Origin of the sequence: Pseudonocardia autotrophica (assembly GCF_003945385.1) — a bacterium.
GTDB lineage: Bacteria > Actinomycetota > Actinomycetes > Mycobacteriales > Pseudonocardiaceae > Pseudonocardia > Pseudonocardia autotrophica.
The window spans coordinates 436317-456448 of sequence record NZ_AP018920.1 but is presented as its reverse complement, the minus strand read 5'-3'; the positions used below and the strand labels follow the sequence as shown (position 1 = coordinate 456448).

At 72.5% G+C, this 20132-nt stretch carries 19 protein-coding genes; 7 read left to right on the top strand and 12 right to left on the bottom strand.

Annotated elements, in window-relative coordinates:
- Positions 1 to 294: 294 nt before the first annotated feature.
- A complete protein-coding gene (locus Pdca_RS02240; protein ID WP_085913635.1) occupies positions 295 to 1146 on the top strand; it encodes a phosphotransferase in 852 nt (283 codons plus the stop codon).
- Here the strand turns inward: Pdca_RS02240 and Pdca_RS02235 are convergent.
- The 5 genes from Pdca_RS02235 to Pdca_RS02220 all read right to left on the bottom strand — a co-directional run bounded on the left by Pdca_RS02235 (position 1133) and on the right by Pdca_RS02220 (position 6651).
- The gene (locus Pdca_RS02235; RefSeq protein ID WP_085913636.1) at positions 1133 to 3151 is read right to left on the bottom strand and encodes a hypothetical protein; all 2019 of its coding nucleotides are present in this window, start codon (positions 3149 to 3151) and stop codon (positions 1133 to 1135) included. The two genes, Pdca_RS02240 and Pdca_RS02235, sit on opposite strands and share 14 nt — an antisense overlap.
- A gap of 46 nt (positions 3152 to 3197) precedes the next feature.
- Positions 3198 to 4439: an ATP-grasp domain-containing protein gene (locus Pdca_RS02230; RefSeq protein ID WP_085913637.1), complete on the bottom strand. Its 1242-nt coding sequence runs from the start codon at positions 4437 to 4439 to the stop codon at positions 3198 to 3200.
- Between the two features lie 107 nt (positions 4440 to 4546).
- Positions 4547 to 5500: a DNA-binding protein WhiA gene (gene whiA / locus Pdca_RS02225; RefSeq protein ID WP_158092199.1), complete on the bottom strand. Its 954-nt coding sequence runs from the start codon at positions 5498 to 5500 to the stop codon at positions 4547 to 4549.
- A gap of 110 nt (positions 5501 to 5610) precedes the next feature.
- Entirely contained in the window at positions 5611 to 5811 is a 201-nt protein-coding gene (locus tag Pdca_RS35255; protein ID WP_158092200.1) for a hypothetical protein, read from the bottom strand.
- Positions 5812 to 5946: 135 nt separating this feature from the next.
- Positions 5947 to 6651 (bottom strand): TetR/AcrR family transcriptional regulator, encoded by a 705-nt coding sequence (locus Pdca_RS02220; protein ID WP_125911208.1) that lies wholly within the window; start codon positions 6649 to 6651, stop codon positions 5947 to 5949.
- A 151-nt stretch (positions 6652 to 6802) separates the two neighbouring features.
- Here Pdca_RS02220 and Pdca_RS02215 point away from each other — a divergent pair, with 151 nt between their 5' ends.
- The 3 genes from Pdca_RS02215 to Pdca_RS02205 all read left to right on the top strand — a co-directional run bounded on the left by Pdca_RS02215 (position 6803) and on the right by Pdca_RS02205 (position 8885).
- Positions 6803 to 7738, top strand: coding sequence for an NADPH:quinone oxidoreductase family protein (locus tag Pdca_RS02215; protein WP_166665890.1), 936 nt, complete (start codon positions 6803 to 6805; stop codon positions 7736 to 7738).
- Between the two features lie 51 nt (positions 7739 to 7789).
- Entirely contained in the window at positions 7790 to 8218 is a 429-nt protein-coding gene (locus Pdca_RS02210) for a DUF1707 SHOCT-like domain-containing protein (RefSeq protein ID WP_158092201.1), read from the top strand.
- 73 nt (positions 8219 to 8291) lie between these two features.
- On the top strand, positions 8292 to 8885 hold the full coding sequence (locus tag Pdca_RS02205) for a TetR/AcrR family transcriptional regulator (protein ID WP_085913642.1): 594 nt from the start codon (positions 8292 to 8294) through the stop codon (positions 8883 to 8885).
- Positions 8886 to 8967: 82 nt separating this feature from the next.
- Here the strand turns inward: Pdca_RS02205 and Pdca_RS02200 are convergent, their stop codons facing one another.
- Positions 8968 to 9363 (bottom strand): hypothetical protein, encoded by a 396-nt coding sequence (locus Pdca_RS02200; RefSeq protein ID WP_085913643.1) that lies wholly within the window; start codon positions 9361 to 9363, stop codon positions 8968 to 8970.
- A gap of 75 nt (positions 9364 to 9438) precedes the next feature.
- Here Pdca_RS02200 and Pdca_RS02195 point away from each other — a divergent pair, with 75 nt between their 5' ends.
- A complete protein-coding gene (locus tag Pdca_RS02195; protein WP_232021381.1) occupies positions 9439 to 11400 on the top strand; it encodes a prolyl oligopeptidase family serine peptidase in 1962 nt (653 codons plus the stop codon).
- A gap of 57 nt (positions 11401 to 11457) precedes the next feature.
- Here the strand turns inward: Pdca_RS02195 and arsC are convergent, their stop codons facing one another.
- Complete coding sequence (arsC, locus tag Pdca_RS02190) at positions 11458 to 11808, bottom strand: arsenate reductase (glutaredoxin) (protein ID WP_085913645.1); 351 nt, start codon at positions 11806 to 11808, stop codon at positions 11458 to 11460.
- A gap of 9 nt (positions 11809 to 11817) precedes the next feature.
- On the bottom strand, positions 11818 to 13269 hold the full coding sequence (locus tag Pdca_RS02185) for a catalase (protein ID WP_085913646.1): 1452 nt from the start codon (positions 13267 to 13269) through the stop codon (positions 11818 to 11820).
- A gap of 120 nt (positions 13270 to 13389) precedes the next feature.
- On the opposite strand from Pdca_RS02185, the gene Pdca_RS02180 reads away from it, so the two are divergent.
- On the top strand, positions 13390 to 14628 hold the full coding sequence (locus Pdca_RS02180) for an MFS transporter (protein ID WP_085913647.1): 1239 nt from the start codon (positions 13390 to 13392) through the stop codon (positions 14626 to 14628).
- A 77-nt stretch (positions 14629 to 14705) separates the two neighbouring features.
- On the top strand, positions 14706 to 15737 hold the full coding sequence (locus Pdca_RS02175) for an endonuclease/exonuclease/phosphatase family protein (RefSeq protein WP_085913648.1): 1032 nt from the start codon (positions 14706 to 14708) through the stop codon (positions 15735 to 15737).
- A gap of 608 nt (positions 15738 to 16345) precedes the next feature.
- On the opposite strand, the gene Pdca_RS02170 is transcribed toward Pdca_RS02175, so the two are convergent.
- The 4 genes from Pdca_RS02170 to Pdca_RS02150 all read right to left on the bottom strand — a co-directional run bounded on the left by Pdca_RS02170 (position 16346) and on the right by Pdca_RS02150 (position 19933).
- Positions 16346 to 17419, bottom strand: coding sequence for an aspartate-semialdehyde dehydrogenase (locus tag Pdca_RS02170; protein WP_085913649.1), 1074 nt, complete (start codon positions 17417 to 17419; stop codon positions 16346 to 16348).
- Between the two features lie 6 nt (positions 17420 to 17425).
- Positions 17426 to 18691: an aspartate kinase gene (locus Pdca_RS02165; RefSeq protein ID WP_085913650.1), complete on the bottom strand. Its 1266-nt coding sequence runs from the start codon at positions 18689 to 18691 to the stop codon at positions 17426 to 17428.
- A gap of 239 nt (positions 18692 to 18930) precedes the next feature.
- Positions 18931 to 19458, bottom strand: a complete 528-nt coding sequence (locus Pdca_RS02160; protein ID WP_166665889.1) for a CGNR zinc finger domain-containing protein — start codon at positions 19456 to 19458, stop codon at positions 18931 to 18933.
- Between the two features lie 169 nt (positions 19459 to 19627).
- Positions 19628 to 19933: a hypothetical protein gene (locus Pdca_RS02150; RefSeq protein WP_232021380.1), complete on the bottom strand. Its 306-nt coding sequence runs from the start codon at positions 19931 to 19933 to the stop codon at positions 19628 to 19630.
- Positions 19934 to 20132 lie beyond the last annotated feature (199 nt).

Here is a 20132-nt window from a genome sequence, read left to right as displayed (position 1 = left end):
GCCCGCCGCACCCGGCAGGCCCTGGGGAACAGGACCGGAACCGGTCACGCCCGCACCGCCGTCCGCGGCGATCGATCAGTGCCCGGAAACGGGCATGCCGCGGCTGCGCCACCGGGTGAACCGGTGGCTACCGCCTGCTCGCCTCGGGGCTGCTCACCCGGTGACCGTAGCAGCGCTCTCCGGCCCGGCGGAGCGGCAACCTGCAGAGCGGCCCAGCACAGGACGGGCCGGGGCACCGCGGGCCGGAACGTGCCGGCACCGAACCGGCACAGCTCGCGCGGATACCCTCCCCCGATGCCCACGCCACCCCGGCTCACCTCCCGGCAGCAGGCGCTGCTCGACACCTGGTTCCCGGGCGCCCGGCTCGTCCGCGACCACAGCTGGGGCCTGATCGGCACCACCGTGCTGCAGCTGCGGCACGCCGGGCGCGACATCGCGGTGAAGGCAGGCGACGACACCGACACGCACATCGCGCGGGAGCTGCGCGCCCATCACGAGTGGACCGGGCCGCTGCACGGGTCCGCCGCCGAGCTCCTGCACGCCGACGACGACGCGCGGCTGCTCGCCACCCGCTGGTTGCCCGGCGAGCTGGTCCAGGGGCACCCCGGCGAGTGGGAGCCCGACACGTACCGGCAGGCGGGGGCGCTGCTGGCCCGGCTGCACGGGCAGCCCGGGACCGTCGACGACGGCTACGAGGCCGGCATGCGGGAGCGCGCGCTCCGGCACCTGGATCTCCCGCACCGCATCGCCCCGGAGACCGAGGAACGGCTGCGCGCCGAGATCGCGACCTGGCCGGACGAGCCGGCCACTCTCGTCCCGACCCACGGCGACTGGCAGCCGCGCAACTGGCTGGTGCACGACGGCACGATCACCGTGATCGACTTCGGGCGGGCCGCGCTGCGCCCGGCGCACACCGACCTGTGCCGGCTCGCCGTGCAGCAGTTCCGCGTCCGGCCGGACCTGGAGCGGGCGTTCCTCGACGGCTACGGCGACGACCCGCGCAGCGCGCCCGCCTGGCGGCGGGAGCAGCTGCGCGAGGCCATCGGGACCGCGGCGTGGGCGTACCGGGTCGGCGACGAGCGGTTCGAGCGCCAGGGGCACCGGATGGTGGCCGAGGCGCTCGATCCGCCGGTCAGCCCTCGGTAGCCTGCAGCCCCCCGGCAGGCAGCCGGTCGGCGCCCCAGCTCCGCTCGATGTAGCCGGTGATCCGCTCGATGTCGGCGGCCGGGACCTTCTCCGGCTTCCCGCGCTCCAGCGGGTCGACGTGGAAGATGTAGAGCCGCGACGCGAACTGGTCGAACGGCAGCGACGCCTCGCCGAAGCGCTCGCCGTTGCCCGCCGTCCCGACGACGACGCCGTCGCCCCAGTCCTGCCCGCTGTCGTTGTTCGGGTTGTAGAAGTACACCCGCATCACGTCCTGCGGATCGGGGGCGGCCCGCAGGATGGTGATCGCGTGCCAGCCCACGTAGCGGGCGGCGCTGTCGGTGACGGCGATGCCGGCCGGCTGCGGGTGGATCAGCGGCTGCCCCCCGTTGTACGACGGGTGGTAGCTGGCGTGGAACACCCGCAGGAAGTCGTCGAGATCGACCAGGTTCCCCGTCTCGACGTCGACGTTGATGTGGAAGCCGCGCGCCGCCCACCAGCCGTGGAACTCGGGGTTCACCCAGCGGTGCGGGTCCCCCGGCCGGCCGATGCAGCGCCGCCCCATCTCGCCGTAGATCCGGTCCAGGTGCGGCACGACCAGCAGCGACACCGGATCGAGGTCGATCGGCATCGCCGTCGCGACCCCGCTGATGCTCTCCTGCGAGGAGATCGGCTGCCCCTCGAAGTGCATGATGATCTCGTCGTCGCGGGCCGCCCAGACGACCATCTGCAGCAGGTAGTCGGGATCGTTGTAGGCCCACATCGACAGCGCCCGCGCCGACTGGCAGGTCGGGTTGTCGCCCTGCCCGATCCCCAGCGGCTGCCCGAGCATGGACAGCACGCCGGCGAGCAGCCTGGCCTCCGGGGCGGGCTCGGTTCCGAACGCCTCGGTGAGCCGCTCGCGCGCGACCGGCGCCAGCTCCAGTGCGATCTGGCGCCACAGCGCGGGCACGACCGGCGGCTCGTAGAGGATCCCGCGGTCGAGCAGCAGCGCGAGCCCGTAGATGCACTGTGCCGTCTGCGGGGTGACCGCCACCTCGATCAGCCGGTGCACCAGATCCCGGAAGCGGAGCAGGCAGTTCTTGCCGGTGTCGGACAGCCCGAGCGCCTCGGCGATCAGGTAGTCGCTCTCGTGCCGCAGGAACTGCAGCAGCTCCGCGTGGTACGTCGATACCAGGCCGGTGTCGTGCATCGCCCTGGCGAACCCGGACGCCTCGTACTGCAGGCCGCCGGTGTCCATCGCCTCCAGCCGGGACCGGAAGACCTCCAGGCCCGGATCCTCCCGGCACGCCTCGGTCGTCCCGAACAGGCTGGTGACGAGCCGGTCGATGCCGTTGCCCGAGGACGTGCCGAGATCGACGTCCGGGTCGCCGCGGTAGATCGCGATCCGGGTGAGCAGCGACTTCACCTGGTCGACCTGGATCGGCCGCTGGCGCAGGATCCGCCAGATCTCGTCGACCAGCTTGTCGAGGACGCTGTCGTAGCCGATCTCCTCGGCGACGTGCCGGAACAGGTCGCGGATCAGCTGCGCCGTCCGGCCCTGCCTGGTCCGCTCCGCCTCGCTCGGCGGGGTGAACAGCAGCTCCAGGTTCATCGCGAGCACCTGGGACAGGAACTCGTGGGCGTCCTCGGCGGAGATCGTGGGGTGCGCGTAGCCGCCGCGGGCGACCGCGAGCATCCGCAGCTCGCTCGTCGCCTCCATGACCACGGTGTCGGCGTCACCGGAGTGCAGTCCGGGCCCGACGAACGACGGGACCAGGATCTCCGGCGAGGCCCAGTCGGTGCCGAGGAACAGCCCGGCGTCCTCCAGGGCCTGCGCCCTGGCCTGGACCCCGGCGGCACCGCCCGGCTGCAGCAGTACGCGCCGCAGCTGCTCGAGAACCCGCCGGAGCTTCGTCGGCTTCCCGAAGTCGGGGGTCTGGGCCATGGCCCGGGTGGCGTCGTCGAGCGAGGCCAGGCGCTTGTCCAGCACCGTGGCCTCACCCGGGACGTCGACGATCGGTTTCAAAGGCTTCCCTCGTTCGGGTTCCCACGTGCAGCGGCCGGGGGCGGCCTCAGACGTAGAAGTCGAGTTCTTCCTGCTTCTTCAACAGATCACGCATGCGGTACGGGTCCTCGCCGAAGAAGTACAGCAGACCCCAGTGCGTGCCGAAGGCGGTCCGCTTGGTGACGGTCTCCTCCAGCGGGGACGACAGGTCGTGCGACTCGTAGTAGTCGTCGTCCTCCGTCTCCTCCGGGATCTGCAGTTCGCTGACGACCCGCCGGCGCGGGTAGACGCCGAAGCAGCCGGCGACACCCGAGGCGTCCTCGACCTCCTTCGGGAAGAAGGCGTCGATCTCCTCCTCGGTGGTCTTCGGGTCGAAGGCCAGCACGAGGGCCTGGTACGCGTTGAACCCGTATGCCCGCTCGAGCAGCTCGAAAACCTTGAAGCCGGGCGGCCGGTACGCGACCTCGCCGAAGTACATCTCACCGTCGGAGGTGACGAAGTACTCCGGGTGCACGAACCCGAACTCGATGTCGAAGGTCTTGATCAGCTTCTCGATCTGGGCGGTGATCGCCGGCCGGTACCGCTCCAGCTCGGGGGTCGCGGGGACGAACACCGAGTAGCCGAGCGTCACGTACTCCGAGATGTTCAGGAACTTGATCTTGCCCTTGTGCACCCACGCCTCGACCGCGAACTCCCAGCCGTCGAGGTGCGACTCCATCAGGACCGGGAACTCCTCGTCCGGGATGGTGTCGACCTCGTCCGGGGTACGGATCACCCGGTGCCCGAGGCAGCCGGCCTTGTCGAACGCCTTGAGGTGGATGGGGTCGTTCGGGTCACCGTCGAGCTTGAGCAGCGTCTGGTTGACCCGCTTGAGGAAGCGGATCACGTCGTCCCGGTCGTGGGCCTCCTCGAAGATCCCCACCCGGATGCCGCCGAGCTGGGCCCGGCGCTTCATCAGCGCCTTGTCCCGGAGCAGCATCGCCTGACCGAACAGGCGCGGATTGTCGAGCAGCACCGAATTGATGGCGCCGGCCCATTCCACGGTCTCCTCGAACAATGGGATCGCGACGTCGACCTGCATTTCCTGCAAGGTCTCGGCGATCTCCATCGAGCGGTCGTTGAGCCGCTCGAAGTTCCAGGGCACGTACGGGATGTCGTGCTCCTGGCAGTACTCCTCGGCCCAGTCCGGGGCCACGACGACGTATCGCCGGTCGAACCGGGCCAGCGCCTCGACCGCGTTCAGACTCCAGCCGAGGAGCGCCACATAGCCCTTATCTGGATTCCTGCTGACCGGATCGGCCTGAGGCATACGGCAATTCCTCCCACTTCAGCGCATTCGCATTCGCAATTTTCGATCACCCCGACCATACCCCGGGGGAGATTTCCGGGTGGATCGTGGCGCCGGTCGGGCCCGGCTCAGGCCTGCTCGGCGTGGTCCGGCATCCGCTCCTCGGCGCACCGCACGAGCCGCCGCAACCGGCCGGCGACGGTGTCCTTGGACAGCGGCGGATCCGCGAGCGTCCCCAGCCGGGACAGCGACAGCGTGGAGTGCTGGATCCGGAGCAGCCCGGCGTCGCGCAGCAGCGGCGGCACGTCCGGCCCGAGCACGTCCAGGGCCCAGCGCACCCGGGCCGCGGTCCGGTCGGCCGCCTCGGCACTGCGGCGCGCGTTCACCGTCTCCAGCATCGGGTTCGGCGCGGCGGCCGGCGCCTCGTCCGGAATCCGGGCGTAGCGGAGCAGCAGGTCCGCGACGCCGGACGCGCCGGTCGCGCGCAACAGGGCGTCGGCACTGCCGGGATCGCGGATCAGCACCCGGTGCCCGCCCGCGGTCTCCTGGCCGGTGGCGAGCGCGCCGAGCGCGCGTGCGGCGCCGACCAGTGCGAGCGCGACGGCCGGCCCCGGGCAGACCACCAGGATCCGGACGCGGCCGGACGACCGGACGATCCGCCCACGGGCGAGCAGCGCACCGCGCCAGATCCCGGCCGCGACCGTCGCCCCGCCGGCGACGACCGCAGGCGGGAGCCCGAGCACCTGACGACCGAGCCGGTCCACCAGCCCGGTCGCCCTGGCCAGGTCGGAGCCCCTCGACGTCATCCTGACGAGATAGTGCGGGGGGCGCCCGACGGCGGTGACCACGTCGCTGCGGCCACCGGTGCGGCCGTAGAGCTCGGTCAGCTCCCGGCGCAGCCGGACGGCGAGATCGGGACTGTCGAACTCGGCACGGACGACGGTCCGGCCGTCCGCCGTCGACACCTCACCGACCAGCCGCAGCTGGGTGGCGACGCTCGCGTGCCGGACCGCGGGACGGTCGTCACGAACCGCACCGAGTTCCCGGTGCAGCTCCGCGGTGATGCGCTCGGCATCGAACACAGGTCCCTCCTGCAAGTGCGCACGAGAGCGGGGTGGGGTCACACGTCCCCCGAGGTGACCCCACCCCGCCGGCCGGACGGGGCGGTGGGACAGCCCCGTCGTGGTCGTGGTCAGGCCCCGTCGGGGGCGGCGTGCATCGGGCAGCGCGGATCGATGCACGGGTCCTCGACCGTGCCCGAGCGGTACGCCGCATTGGCCAGCACCGAACACAGACAGCCGCGGGCCTTCGCCCGCGGCCCGCCCGGCGCGAGATCGTCCGGACCGTCCGGTTTCGGACGCTCCGCCTCCCCGTCGCTCGTCGCCTCGATCATGGATCCCCCTCCGCACGCGATGCGTCCGGGACTCCTGGAAGGCCCGTTCGCATGTACACGCAGTAATCAACCGGCTTGCGATAGTTGCGCACCGTGCCGACCGGGCGGGAGATTACTCTATACGCGGAGTAACGACTATTTCGGACCACTGACCTTCGGGAGGGGTGCGTCCGGATCCAGCACCATGCCGTGCTGACGCGCGATGCCGTCGATCTGCGCCCAGATCAGGGCGGTGAGGTGCTCGGTCACGACGTCGCGCTGCATCGTCCGGTGCGCCAGCCACCACTCGGCGGTCGCCTGGACCGCGCCCACCAGCGACTGGCCCCACACCTGGACCAGCTCCGGCACGTCGAACCCCAGCGAGCCGAGATAGCCGGACAGCAGATCGGTCAGCGCGGCGGCGACGAACTCGCGCCCGGCGTCGACGACGTCGCCGCCCTGGCCGGGCAGCCGGCGCCGGAAGAGCAGATCGACGTTCGGCGACTCGTCGAGGAACCCGATGAACGCACCGACCGAGGCACGGATCCGCGGCCGGATCGCCCCCTCGTCGTAGAGGACCGGCATCAACCGCTCCATCAGCAGGTTCGTCGCCCGCTCGGCCATCGCGTCGAGCAGCGCCGCCCGGTCCCCGAAGTGCCGGTAGATCACCGGCTTGGTCACCCCGGCCTCGTGCGCGACCTGGTCCAGACCGAGATCCCGGCCCTCCCGCCCCAGCACCAGCAGCGCCGCGTCCACCACCTGTTCGCGCCTGCGGGCGCGATGGGCCTGCCAGCGGGTGCTCCGGCCGTCGACCGGCCGCTCCTGCGCACCGGGACCGTTCGCGCGGCGATCGGGGGACACGGTCGTGATGATCCTCCTTCGGAGCCGCTCCGCACGCCCCCCGGCCGGACCCGATCGGGCGCGATCACGGGAGTGGATCACGTCCGGGCCCGGGGTGCCCACCGGGCGCCGGATGGCAGGCTGACCGGCGACCACGATACGAGGAGGCGCTGTGCGACGGGTGCTCTGCCAGGAGTTCGCCGATCCGGAACGGCTGACCGTCGTGCAGGAGCCCGATCCGCGGCCCGGCCCGGGTCAGGTGCTCGTCGAGGTCGAGGCGGCGGCGGTCAGCTTCGTCGACGGCCTGATCGCCCGCGGCGGCTACCAGCTGCGGCCGCCGCTGCCCTTCACCCCGGGCAACGCGGTGGCCGGACGCGCCGGCGGCGAACGCGTCCTCGTACTGCTGCCCTCGTTCGGCGGGCTCACCTCGCACCTGGTCGCCGACACCGACCTGCTGGTGCCGGTCCCGGACGGCGTGCACCCGCGGATCGCCGCCTCGGCGGCGGAGAACTACGGCACGATGGCGTTCGCCCTGGAGCACCGGGTGGCCGTCCGGCCCGACGAGTGGGTCGTGGTGCTCGGGGCGTCCGGAGCGATCGGGCTCGCCGCGATCGACTGCGCCAGGGCCGCCGGGGCCCGGGTGCTCGCCGTCGCCTCCGCGCAGGGCAAGCGGGACGCCGCGCTCGCCGCCGGCGCGCAGGCCGCGATCGGGTACGACGACCTGAAGACCGCGATCCGGGAGCACACCGGGGGCGGCGCGGACGTCGTGGTCGACCCGGTCGGCGGCCCGGCGGCCGAGGCCGCGCTGCGCGCGCTGGGGCCCGGCGGGCGGTTCTGCGTGCTCGGCTTCACCTCCGGGGAGATCCCGCGGCTGCCGGCCAACGTGGTGCTGCTGCGCAACCGGACGGTCGTCGGTGTCGACTGGGGTGACTGGTCGCGCTCCGATCCGGCGGCCGCCCGGGACCTGGCCGCCGACGTGCTGCGCCGGATCGCCCGCGGCGAGCTGCACCCGCCGGAGCCCACACCGCTCCCGCTGGACGAGGTCACCACCGCGACCCGCGCGTATGCCGAGCGCACCGCCGTCGGGAAGTTCGTGCTGATCCCCTGAATCCCGGGCGCTCCTGGCAGGAACCCGGCACCGACGGGCATCATGGATGCGGTGAACGAGCCGGTGCATCCCGAGCAGGTCCGGATCTCCGACGCCGAGCGGCACGCCGTCGCCGAACGGCTGCGCACCGCGCACGACGACGGCTTCATCGACCTCTCCGAGTTCGACGAGCGGATCGCCGAGGTCTGGCGGATGCGGACCCGCGGCGAGCTGGGCCGGGTCACCCGCGATCTGCCCCCGCCGCAGCGGCGGCGCAACGACGGACTGGTCTTCGCCGACTCGGCCGGCGGCGTCGCGATGAAGGTGCTGGCCGTCATCTGGCTGTGCCTGACCGCGGTGGCGGTGTCGGGCTGGGGGATCGTCGCGCTCACCGCAGGCGTCGAGTACCCGTGGTTCCTCTGGGTCTCGGCGCCGCCCGGGGCGGTCCTGCTGACCCTGTGGCTGACCGGGATCGGCCGGCCGCGGCGCGGGAACCGGTAGCCGCTCCGCCGGTCCACCGTCGGATGAACGGCCGGTGTACGGACGTTCATCCGGACCCGATACGTTGCCGATCATGGGACACCGCGAGGAGCTGCTGGACGGGGCCGCGCAGTGCCTCTACGAGAAGGGCTTCGGACGCACGACCGCGCGTGACGTCGTCGCGGCCTCGGGCACGAACCTCGCCTCGATCGGCTACCACTTCGGGTCCAAGGACGCACTGCTCGTCGAGGCGCTGCTGCGCGCCACCGCCGCCTGGGGCGAGGAGCTGGACCGGGCGCTGGCCGAGCCGGGGACCGAGCCGAGCCATCCCGAGCAGCGGGTCGAGAACACCTGGAGCAGGGTCGTCGGGCTGTTCAGCACCCAGCGGCGGCTGTGGTCCACCCACGTCGAGGCGCTCGCCCAGGCGGAGCGGCTGCCGGAGTTGCGGGCGAAGCTGGCCGAGGCGCAGCGTGAGGTGCGCGAGGGCCTGGCGCTGACCTTCCACACGGTGTCCGAGGAGGACGCGGCCGCCGCCGACCGCCGGGTGCACGTGCTCGGCGCGGTGTATCAGGCGCTGCTCACCGGCGTGATGGTGCAGTGGCTGCTCGACCCGGACACCGCCCCGACCGGGGTGGACATCGCGGAGGGCCTGCGCGCGATCGCCGAACGCGCCGACGAGCTGGTCTGACCCGCGTCCGGCGCCGGGATCGGCGCCGGTCTCCGTACCGGAAATCAGTGCCGAAATCAGTGCCGGAAATCAGTGCCGGAAATCAGTGCCGGGGCTGCACCCGGCCGATGACGGTCCCGCCGTCGTCGGCGCCGGGCTCGGTGACCCGCACCGACAGCGTCCCCAGCGCGATGAACCGGACCGTGACGGTCCCGCCCGCGGTGACGTCGACCGCCCGGCCCTGCTCGGGGATCAGCACCCGGCGGGCGACGTCGCTGCCGACGGTGAGGACCAGGGTCGTGCCGCGCGGGACGATCACGGTCGGTACCGCCTCGACCGGTTCGCCCGAGCGGTGCTCGAACCGGACGGGCGTCATCCCGTCGGCGCCGGCGGTCGCGACGATGGTCGGCCCCGCCGGCCCGGCACCCGCCGCCGGGACTCCGCAGGCCGTGGCCGTCACCAGCATTCCGGCGAGCAACATACCGGCCGCCTTCCGCATGCCTCCATGCTGCCGCAAGAGGCGTTACCACCCCCGCCCGGCACACCCGATCGTGGCATTCGGCACGATCGCGTGGTGACCTCCCACCCCGTCGCTCCGGTCCCCGCGAAGCTCTTCGACGACGAGCGCGAGCAGCGCTGGCGTTCCCGGTTCACGGCCGTCCGGATGTCCCGGCCGTCATGGGCGGAGGACGCACCGGACCGCACCGTCTACGTGTCCAACGCGACCGGCACGTTCGAGATCCACGCCTGGGACCGCACCACCGGCGAGCACCGGCAGGTGACCGACCGGCGCAACGGCACCACCTCGGCCGTGCTGCCCCCGGACGGATCGCAGGTGTGGTGGTTCGCCGACACCGACGGCGACGAGTTCGGCCACTGGGTCGCGCAGCCGTGGGCGGCCGGGCCGGGAGCACCGACCGAGCCCGCCGTGCCGGGGGCCGGCGACGGCTACCCGGCCGGGCTGCAGATCGGCCGGCGCCGGACTGCGATCGGCGTCTCCACCGACGACGGCACCACGCTGCTCGTGCACGAGCGCGGCTCGGCCGACGAGGCCCGCGTCGTCTACCAGCACTCCGAGGACGCCGCGGTCGGTTCCCTGTCCGAGGACGAGACGCTACTGGCGATCTCGCACTCCGAGCACGGCGACTCCCGGCACCCGTCGCTGCGGGTGCTCGATCTCGACACCGGGGAGACCGTCGCCGAGCTGCACGACGGCCCGGGCCGCGGCCTGGACGCGCTGGAGTTCTCCCCGGTCGCCGGGGACCAGCGGCTGCTCGTCGGGCACGAGCGCCGCGGCCGCGACGAGCTGCTGATCTGGAACCCGGCGACCGGCGAGGTCACCGAGATCCTGCTCGACCTGCCGGGTGAGCTCGTCGGCGGCTTCTACCCGGACGCCTCGGCGCTGCTGGTCGCGCACACGCACGCGGCCCGCACCCGCCTGTTCCGCTACGACCTGGCCGGTGGCGAGCTGACCGAGCTGCCCACCGCGCCGGGCTGCGTCGGTTCCGCCGACATCCGGCAGGACGGCACCGTCGAGTACTCCTCGTCGTCGGCGGCGGTCCCGTCGCAGATCCGGGCACTGCACCCGGACGGCACCGACGACGTGCTCCTCGCCCCGCCGGGCGAGCGTCCGCCGGGCTCGCTGCCGGTTCGCGACGTGTGGGCCGACGGGCCGGGCGGGCCGGTGCACGCGCTGGTCACGGTCGCCACGGGCGCTGCGTCAGCCACGGGCGATGCGTCAGCCACGGACACAGCGTCAGCCACGGACACGACGGCGACCACCGCGGCTACAGCGACTGCGGCAACTGCCGCGACTGCGGGCGGTACCGCAGCTGCGCCGGCGCCCGCGGTGTTCGTGCTGCACGGCGGCCCGCACGCCGCCGACGAGGACCGGTTCGACGCGAGCCGGGCGACCTGGGTGGAGGCCGGCTTCACCGTCGTCGAGGTCAACTACCGCGGCTCCACCGGCTACGGATCCGCCTGGCGGGACGCGATCGAGGGCAGGCCGGGCCTGACCGAGCTCGCCGACGTCGCCGCGGTGCAGGACACGCTGGTCGCCGACGGCACCGTCGATCCGGCCCGGTGCGCCGTCGACGGCTGGTCCTGGGGCGGATACCTGGCGCTGCTGGCCGCGGGCACCCAGCCGCAGCGGTGGGCGGCGGCCGTCGCCGGGGTGCCGGTGGCGGACTACGTCGCCGCCTACGCCGACGAGATGGAACAGCTGCGCGCGTTCGACCGGGCGCTGTTCGGCGGCTCCCCGGACGAGCTGCCCGATCTCTACCGGGAGACGTCCCCGCTGACCTACGTCGACGCGGTACGGGTGCCGGTGCTGGTGCTCGCCGGGGAGAACGACCCGCGCTGCCCGATCCGGCAGATCGACAACTACCTCGACGCGCTGGCCGCCCGGGCCGACCACGGGGAGCCGGTCCGGTACGAGGTCAGCCGGTTCGACGCCGGGCACGGCTCGCTGGTCGTCTCCGACCAGCTCGACCTGATCGCGACCGAGGTCGACTTCGTCCGGCGCGCGCTGGGGTGATCCCCGTCCTGGGAGTGCCGGTACCCGGATCGGGCACGAGCACTCCCAGGACACGGATCATTGCCGGGCGTCGAGCAGGGCCAGCACGTTCTCCGGTGGCCGGCCGAGCACGGCCCGGTCACCGGAGCGCACCAGCGGACGCTCGATCAGCTTCGGCTGCGCCGCCAGCGCGTCGAGCAGGGTCTCCCGGTCGGCGCCCTTGAGGCCCTGCTCGCGGAACGCGGGCTCACCGGTGCGGGTGAGCGCCAGCGGGTCCTCGGTGCCCAGCTCGACCAGCGCCCGCTCCAGTTCGGCCCGGGTCGGCGGGTCGTCCAGGTAGCGGCGCACGGTCGGCTCGACGCCGTGCTCCTGGAGCAGGGCGAGGGTGGCGCGGCTCTTCGAGCAGCGCGGGTTGTGCCAGATCTCCACGGCCCGAGCCTAGGAGGCCCGAACCGCCTGCTCGATCCGGTCGCCGATGTCCTTGTCGACGTTGCGCCAGTACTCGAACGCGCGCTGCAGGATCGGCTCGGAGACGCCATCGGACAGGTGCCCCGCCACGTTGTTCACGAACCGCTCGCGGGCGGCGTCGTCGAACACCTCGCGGACCATGGTCCCGGCCTGGCCCCAGTCGTCGTCCTGCTCGTGCAGGACGTTCGCGGTCCGGATCATGTCGCCGTCGGCGTGCCAGAGCGCCTCCGCGACCCGCTTCGGGTCGGCCTCCGGCCCGCCGTAGGAGTTCGGTGCGTAGATCGGGTCACGGGAGTTCGTGATCCGCATCGCGCCGTCCTTGGCGTAGTTGTTGACCTCGGAGCGCGGCGCGTTGACCGGGATCTGCTTGTAGTTCACCCCGAGCCGGGCACGGTGCGCGTCGGCGTAGGAGAAGCCACGGGCCAGCAGCATCCGGTCCGGGGACAGGCCGGTCCCCGGCACCAGGTTGTTCGGCTCGAACGCGGCCTGCTCCATCTCCGCGTGGTAGTCCTCGACGTTCCGGTCCAGGGTCAGCGTCCCGACCTTGATCAGCGGGTAGTCCTCGTGCGGCCACACCTTGGTCAGGTCGAACGGGTTGAACCGGTAGGTCTTCGCGTCGGCGAACGGCATGACCTGCACGTGCAGCGTCCAGGACGGGTGGTTCCCGGCCTCGATCTGGTCGTAGAGGTCGCGCTGGTGGTAGTCCGCGTCGGCGCCGGCCAGGTGATCGGCCTCGTCCTGCGTGAGGCACTCGACGCCCTGGTCGGTCTTGAAGTGGTACTTGACCCAGAACAGCTCTCCCGCGGCGTTGATCCAGCTGTAGGTGTGGCTGGAGTAGCCGTTCATGTGCCGCCAGGACCTCGGGATCCCCCGGTCGCCCATCAGCCAGGTGACCTGGTGCGCCGACTCCGGGGAGAGCGTCCAGAAGTCCCACTGCATGTCGTGGTCGCGCAGGTTGTTCGCGACCCGGCGCTTCTGGCTGCGGATGAAGTGCTGGAACTTCATCGGGTCGCGGACGAAGAACACCGGCGTGTTGTTGCCGACCATGTCCCAGACGCCATCGTCGGTCCACAGCTTCAGCGAGAACCCGCGCGGATCACGCCAGGTGTCGGGGCTGCCCCGCTCGCCTGCCACGGTCGAGAAACGGATGACCCCGCGGGTCTCGGCCCCGGGCTGCAGGAAGCCCGCCCGGGTGTAGGCGCTGACGTCCTCGGTGGTCTCGAACCTCAGGAACGCGCCACCACCCTTGGCGTGCGGCTGGCGCTCCGGGATCCGCTCCCGGTTGAAGTTCGCCATCTGCTCGATCAGGTAGTGGTCGTTGAGCAGAAGCGGTCCGTCCGGGCCGACGGTCAGCGAGTGCTCGTCACTGGCGACCGGGCTCCCGGAGTCGGTGGTGGTCGGCTTGGGCTGCGAGCTGGTCACTGCCGTGCCTCCTCGTGGTGGGGTGGTGCGTCTCCGCCGGGTTTCCCGCGCCCCACCGGCCCAAACCAGTACCGCGGTGCCGCCCGGAAACCGCTGGACGGCACGCCGCAGGATGGACGGGTGCCCGACGCCCTCCACCCCACCGCTGCACCCCGCGCCGGGATCGGCGCCTTCGCCGACGTCCTGCGCCGCCCGGGGGTCGGCGCGGTCACCGCGATCGGCATGGCCGCGCGGATCCCGGCGACCGCCGTCGGCGTCACGCTGACCCTGCACACGGTGATGACCCTCGGCCACGGCTTCGCCGCCGCCGGGCTGGTGGCGGCGGCGGTGCCGACCGGGATGGCGATCGGCGGCCCGCTGCTCGGCTCGGTGATCGACCGCTACGGGCTGCGCCCGGTGCTGCTGCTGACGATGACGGCCGGAGTGGCGTTCTGGTCGGTCGCCCCGCTGCTCGGCTACGCCGGGCTGCTGCTCACCGCGTTCGTCGCCGGGGTGCTGACGCTGCCGGTGTTCTCGCTGGTGCGCCAGGTGATCGCGGCGATCGTCCCGGCCGGGCACCGCCGGCCGGCGTTCGCGCTGGACTCGATGTCGGTCGAGATCTCCTACATGACGGGCCCGGCGATCGGGTCCCTGCTGACGCTCTGGCTGGGCAGCGCGGTCACGATGCGGGTGATCGGCGCCGGGTTCGTGCTCGCCGGGCTGGCGCTGTGGTGGCGCGACCCTCCGGTCCGGTCGGACGGCCGCTCCCCCGGCGCAGAACGACGGCCACCGGTGCGGAGCTGGCTGACCCGGCCGCTGCTCGGCGCGCTGCTCACCGTGACCGCGGCCGTGCTCGCCATCATGGGAACCGAGTTCGCCTTCATCGCGGCGCTGACCGAGGCGGACCAGGTGTGGGCGATCGCGATCGTCAACGCCGTGTGGTGCCTGGCGTCGCTGGTCGGCGGTTTCGTCTACGGCGCCGCCCGGCGCACGCTGCCGCTGCCGCTGCTGCTGGCCGTGCTGGGGGTGGCGACGCTGCCGGCGGCGCTGGCCTGGTCGTGGTGGAGCCTGCTGTTCCTGCTCATCCCCGCCGGACTGGTGACCGCGCCGACCCTGGCCGCGGGAAGCGACGCGATCGGCGGGCTCGCCCCGGACCGGGTCCGCGGTCTGGTCACCGGCCTGCAGGGCTCGGCGACGACGATCGGGATCGCCATCGCGGGCCCGCTCGCGGGTTTCCTGGTCGACGTGGCCTCCCCCGCGGTCGCGATCGTCGTGTGCGGGTCGGTCGCGACCGTGCTCGCCGGCATCGCGGCGGTGCTGATGCGCGAGGGACGAGCGGCTCCCGACGGACGGCCGGGGGTCGCGCAAGCCGGTGCCTGAGAGGTTCCACAGGCGATCGGCGCATCACGTCCCCGATCCCGGCGGCGGCACCGCAGGCTCGGGCAGACTTGACTCTCGTGAGCGCGCCGCCCCGTCCCGACGCCGAGACCCAGCCGATCCGCCGTGAGCGACCCCGCCGCCGGGCCGGCGCATTCAGCTGGGCGTTCGCGCTGCTGCTCGCCTCCGGGGCGGCCCTCGCGGTGCTGCCCGACCTGGTCGGCCTGGACACCCGGTCGCCGTTCGCACAGGTCATCGCGTTCCGGCCGCTGATGGTGGCCGCGCTGGTGGTGCTCGTGGCGGTGGGCGCGGTGATCTCCGTGTTCGCGCGCCGGTTCTGGCCGGTGCCGGTGGCGCTCGCGGTGGTCGCGGCGGTCGGGGTAGCGCTCGTGGTGCCGCGCACCGTCCCGGCCACGACGGCTCCGTCCGCGGGCGGGCCGACGCTGAAGGTGCTCGCGGCCAACGTGTACGAGGGCCGTGCCGATGCCGACTCGCTCGCCGCACTGATCGACGCCGAGGATCCCGACGTCGTCTCGATCCCCGAGTCGGGCGCGAACTACGAGTCCGAGCTCGCACCGCTGCTGGAACCGATGGGTTACCGGACCGCCGCCAGCGTCGGCCCGTGGGAGCGCGACGTCACCGGCAACACCGTCGTCTGGGCCGAACGCCTCGGTGACGTGCGGACCCGGATCGGCGAGGACACCCGGTTCCCGTACGTCGAGATCACCGGCGGCGGGCTCGGCGAGCTGCGCTTCGTGGCGTTCCACTCGGTGGCGCCGGTCCCGCGCTCGGTCTCGACCTGGCGCTCCGACCTCTCCGAGGTGCAGAAATGGTGCTCCAGCGGAGCGCCCGCGATCATCGCAGGCGACTTCAACGCCACCCTCGACCACTCGGTCTTCCGGGACACGATCGCCGGATGCGGTGACGCGGCGGCGCAGACCGGCAACGGGCTCGCCGGAACCTGGCCGACCTGGGCCCCGCAGTGGCTGGGCCCGCAGATCGACCATGTCCTCGCGACCGCACCGATCACCGCGGAGTCCTTCGAGACGCGTCTCGTGCCGGGCTCCGACCACCGCGCGATCGTCGCGACGCTGCGGCTGCCGGCGTCCTGAGCGGGGGCCGCCCGCCCCTCGGCGCCCAGCCCTCGGCGCTCGGCTTTCAGCGCCCGGCCTCAGCGCCCGCCCTCAGCGCCCGGCCCACCCGGGTACCGGGGGATCCGTCTGTCGGCGGAAATCGCTCACCTGGTGAGCGAACCCGTGGGCCACACACCCTGCCTGCCGCTCCGACCCGACGGCGCCCGGCCGACCCGCCCCCTCACGGGACCCCTCCTCAGCCGAAATCCGCTCACCCGGTGAGCGAAAACTCCGGGCCACACACCCCTCCCCGCCGCTCCGACCCGACGACGGCCGATCCGCGGCCCGAGCCCTCACGGGGCCCTCTCCGGGCGGAAATCGCTCACCCGGTGAGCGATTTCTGAACAAGGGGCACCTCGGCCGGGGACTGCAGCCTCCCGGAGACGGAGACGGAAACGGCCGCCGCCCCGGGAGGCGGGACGGCGGCCGTTGTCGTCGTGATCCGGTGCTGCGCCGCGCGGTGGGACAGGCGCGACGCGGCACCGTGCGGCGCGGCCTGACGCTGCGCGGCACGGCGTCACGCGGCGTGACGCTGCGCGGCACCATGCGGCGCGGCGCGGCGCGGCGGGGCGGGACGGGGGCGGGGGTCAGCCCGCGGCGGCGACCGTCTCCGCGACCTCGTAGGTGTTCAGCGCGGCGCCCTTGCGCAGGTTGTCACCGCAGACGAACAGCTCCAGGGTGTTCGGGAAGTCCAGCGACTGCCGGATCCGCCCGACCACGGTCGGGTCCCCGCCCACGGCGTCGGCCGGGGTCGGCCACTCGCCGGCGGCGGGATCGTCCTTCACGACGATCGTCGGCTGCGCGGACAGCACCTTGCGGGCCGCCTCGACCGAGACCTCGCCGGAGAAGGTCGCGTGGATCGCCAGCGCGTGCGTGGTGACGACCGGGACGCGGACGCAGGTCGCGGAGACCTTCAGCTCCGGGATGCCGAGGATCTTGCGGGACTCGTTGCGGACCTTCAGCTCCTCGGACGACCAGCCGTCGTCCTTCAGCGAGCCGGCCCACGGCACGACGTTCAGCGCCAGCGGAGCCGGGAACGGGGAGTCCGCACCGACCGGGACACCGGCCTCCTTCAGCACCCCGGCGACGTCACCGGAGACGCTCCCGACCTGCTTTCCGGCCAGTGCCTCGATCTCGGCGTAGAGCTGGTCCACGCCGGGCTGGCCCGCGCCGGACGCGGCCTGGTACGAGGAGACGACGAGCGCCTCCAGGCCGAACTCGCGGTGCAGCGCACCCATCGCCGCCATCATCGACAGCGTCGTGCAGTTCGGGTTGGCGATGATGCCCTTCGGGCGGTCGGTCACCTTGTCGGCGTTGACCTCGGGCACGACCAGCGGGACGTCCGGGTCCATCCGGAACGCACCGGAGTTGTCGACCGCGACCGCGCCGCGGGCCGCCGCGACCGGCGCCCACTCGGCACTGACCTCGTCCGGGACGTCGAACATCGCGATGTCGACACCGTCGAACACCTCGGGCTTGAGCTCGAGGACGGTGACGTCCTCACCGCGGACCTTCAGCACCTTGCCCGCCGAGCGCGCCGAGGCGATCAGCCGGATCTCGCCCCACGGAACGGACTCGCGGGAGTCCATGATGTTGATCATCGTGGTGCCGACGGCGCCGGTGGCGCCGACCAGCGCCAGTACGGGCTTGTCCATGGCCATCTCAGTTCACCGGCCCGTTCCCGCGGCGACCACCGCGTCGTCCTCGGCACCCAGCCCGAAGGCCTCGTGCAGCGCCTGCACCGCGTCGTCCAGCTGGTCCGACCGGCAGATCACCGAGATCCGGATCTCCGAGGTGTTCATCGTCTCGATGTTGATCCCGGCGTTCGACAGCGCCTCGCAGAACGTCGCGGTGACGCCCGGGTGATTGCGCATGCCTGCACCGACCAGCGACACCTTGCCGATGTCGTTGTCGTAGATCAGCTCGGCGAAGCCGATCTCGCTCTTCGCGCGCTCCAGCGCCGCGACGGCGGTGTCACCGTCGGTGCGGGGCAGCGAGAACGTGATGTCGGTCTTCTTGTCCGCCACGTTGGAGATGTTCTGGAGGACCATGTCGATGTTGATCTCCGCGTCGGCGACCGTGCGGAAGATCTTCGCCGCCATGCCGGGGGTGTCCGGCACACCGGTGACGGTGATCTTGCCTTCGGACCGGTCGTGCGCGACGCCGGTGATGATCGGATTCTCCAACGGGATCTCCTCGATCGAGCCGGAGACCAGCGTGCCCGGCTTGTCGTTGTAGGAACTGCGCACCCGCAACGGCACGCCGTAGCGGCGGGCGTACTCGACGGCGCGCAGGTGCAGCACCTTCGCGCCGGAGGCGGCGAGCTCGAGCATCTCCTCGTAGGTGACGGTCTCGAGCAGGCTGGCCCGGGGGACGATCCGCGGATCGGCCGAGTAGACGCCGTCGACGTCGGAGTAGATCTCACAGACGTCGGCGTTCAGCGCCGCGGCCAGCGCGACGGCGGTCGTGTCCGACCCGCCGCGGCCCAGCGTGGTGATGTCCTTGGAGTCGGCGCTCATCCCCTGGAAACCGGCGACGAGCACGATGTAGCCCTCGTCGAGGGCCTCCCGGAGCCGGTACGGGTTCACGTCGGTGATCCGCGCGTCACCGTGCCGCGAGGTGGTCAGCATCCCCGCCTGGGAGCCGGTGAACGACCGTGCCTCGGCCCCGAGTGAGTGGATGGCCATCGCCACCAGCGCGTTCGAGATCCGCTCGCCCGCGGTGAGGAGCATGTCCATCTCACGGGCGGGGGGCTTCGGGGAGATCTGCTCGGCGAGGTCGGTCAGTTCGTCGGTGGTGTCCCCCATGGCGGACACGACGACGACGACGTCGTGTCCCTCCTTGCGGGTACGGACGATCCGCTCGGCGACCTTCTTGATGCGCTCCGCGCTCTCGACCGACGATCCGCCGTACTTCTGCACGACGAGGGCCACGCCGACCTCCTGTCCTGGCTCCGCTTCTCGAAGCCGTCGGGTGCTCTCTTCGGCCGCGGGCGAGCGTGGGTGGAACGCCCGCGGCGCTGGTCGGAACGGCACACTACCGGCGAAAGGCATCCGATTTCAGGCTCAGACCGGGCCGCGATGACTCAGGACACACGGGCGTGTCACCGCGCCGCCCGTCCGGTATCCCGCAGCGCGCGCGGACACGGAGGATGAGGTCGCGCGGTGAGCCCTCAGGCGGCCCGCCCGGCCTGCCGGAGCCGGTGCCGCCGGACCGCGTCGGTGTTGCCGCAACGGGCGCTGCAGTAGCGCTGCCTGCCGTTGCGCGAGACATCGGCGAAGACCCGCTCGCAGCCGTGTGCGGCGCACCGGGCCAGCCGGTCCATCCCCCGGGTCGCGAGGTGCGTCGCGGTGCCGATCGCGATCAGGACGTGCAGTACCGCGGCCAGGCCCAGGCCGTCATCGCGGTGGTGCAGGTGCCAGTGCCCGTCGTGGTCGGTCAGCCGGGGCGGGCCCGTCCCCTCGGCGAGCAGTGCGTTCAGCAGCCTCGCCCGCTCCCCGGCCCGCTGCGCGTCGACCACCTCGACCCAGCGCGCCAGGAACGACCGGACGGTGTCGAGATCGGCCGGTACCGGCGTCCAGTCGCGGGCGACGCCCGCGGCGACGCACCGGTCGGCCAGCTCGGCGGCCGTCGACGGCGGGGCGTTCACCAGGTCCGCGGCGAGCAGCACCGGATCACGGCCGTAAGGGTTGATGTGCACTAGTCCATTACAGCAGGGTCGAGCGGGTGAGCACACCTCTGGAACACGAGTGGGAGACGGTGTCCCGGCACCGCACGTCGGAGGGGACCGTGCGCTACCGACGCTGCCGGTGCGGGGTATGGCGGATCGAGCCGGGCGGCGACCTGCCGCCGGCTGTCGTCGTGCCGGATCAGACCCGGCGCAGCAGCCGCACGACCACGGTCGTCAGCACCAGCCACAACACGGCCGCGACGCCGTAGTTCAGCGTCACCGCCAGCTTCGGCTGGTCGGGCGTGAACAGATCACCCAGGCCGAGGTTGAACTGCCCGGCCCAGCCCGCGACGAACTCCGTGAGGAAGTTCGCAGGATTCGCGTCGAGCAGCGTCAGGACGATGTGGGCGACCAGGATCCCGACGATCACCAGCCCGACCACGCGCACGATCGTCGCGATGATGCCGAGCCCCTGTCGCAGGGTGGTTCCCACGGTTGCCGCCATCGCACACCTCTCCCGTCGTGACGGACGCCATGGTCCCATCCGGGCGCCCTCGCCACTCGTCCAACGAGGCGGGCGGCGCTCGGTTGTGATCTCTTCGTTGCGACCGCGTATCGATCCACCCGATCACCGGGTTGCCGCGCAACGGGGGTGCCGGGCTACGGTGTTGCCATGGCGCACCTGCTCCTTCGTCGCCGCGGCG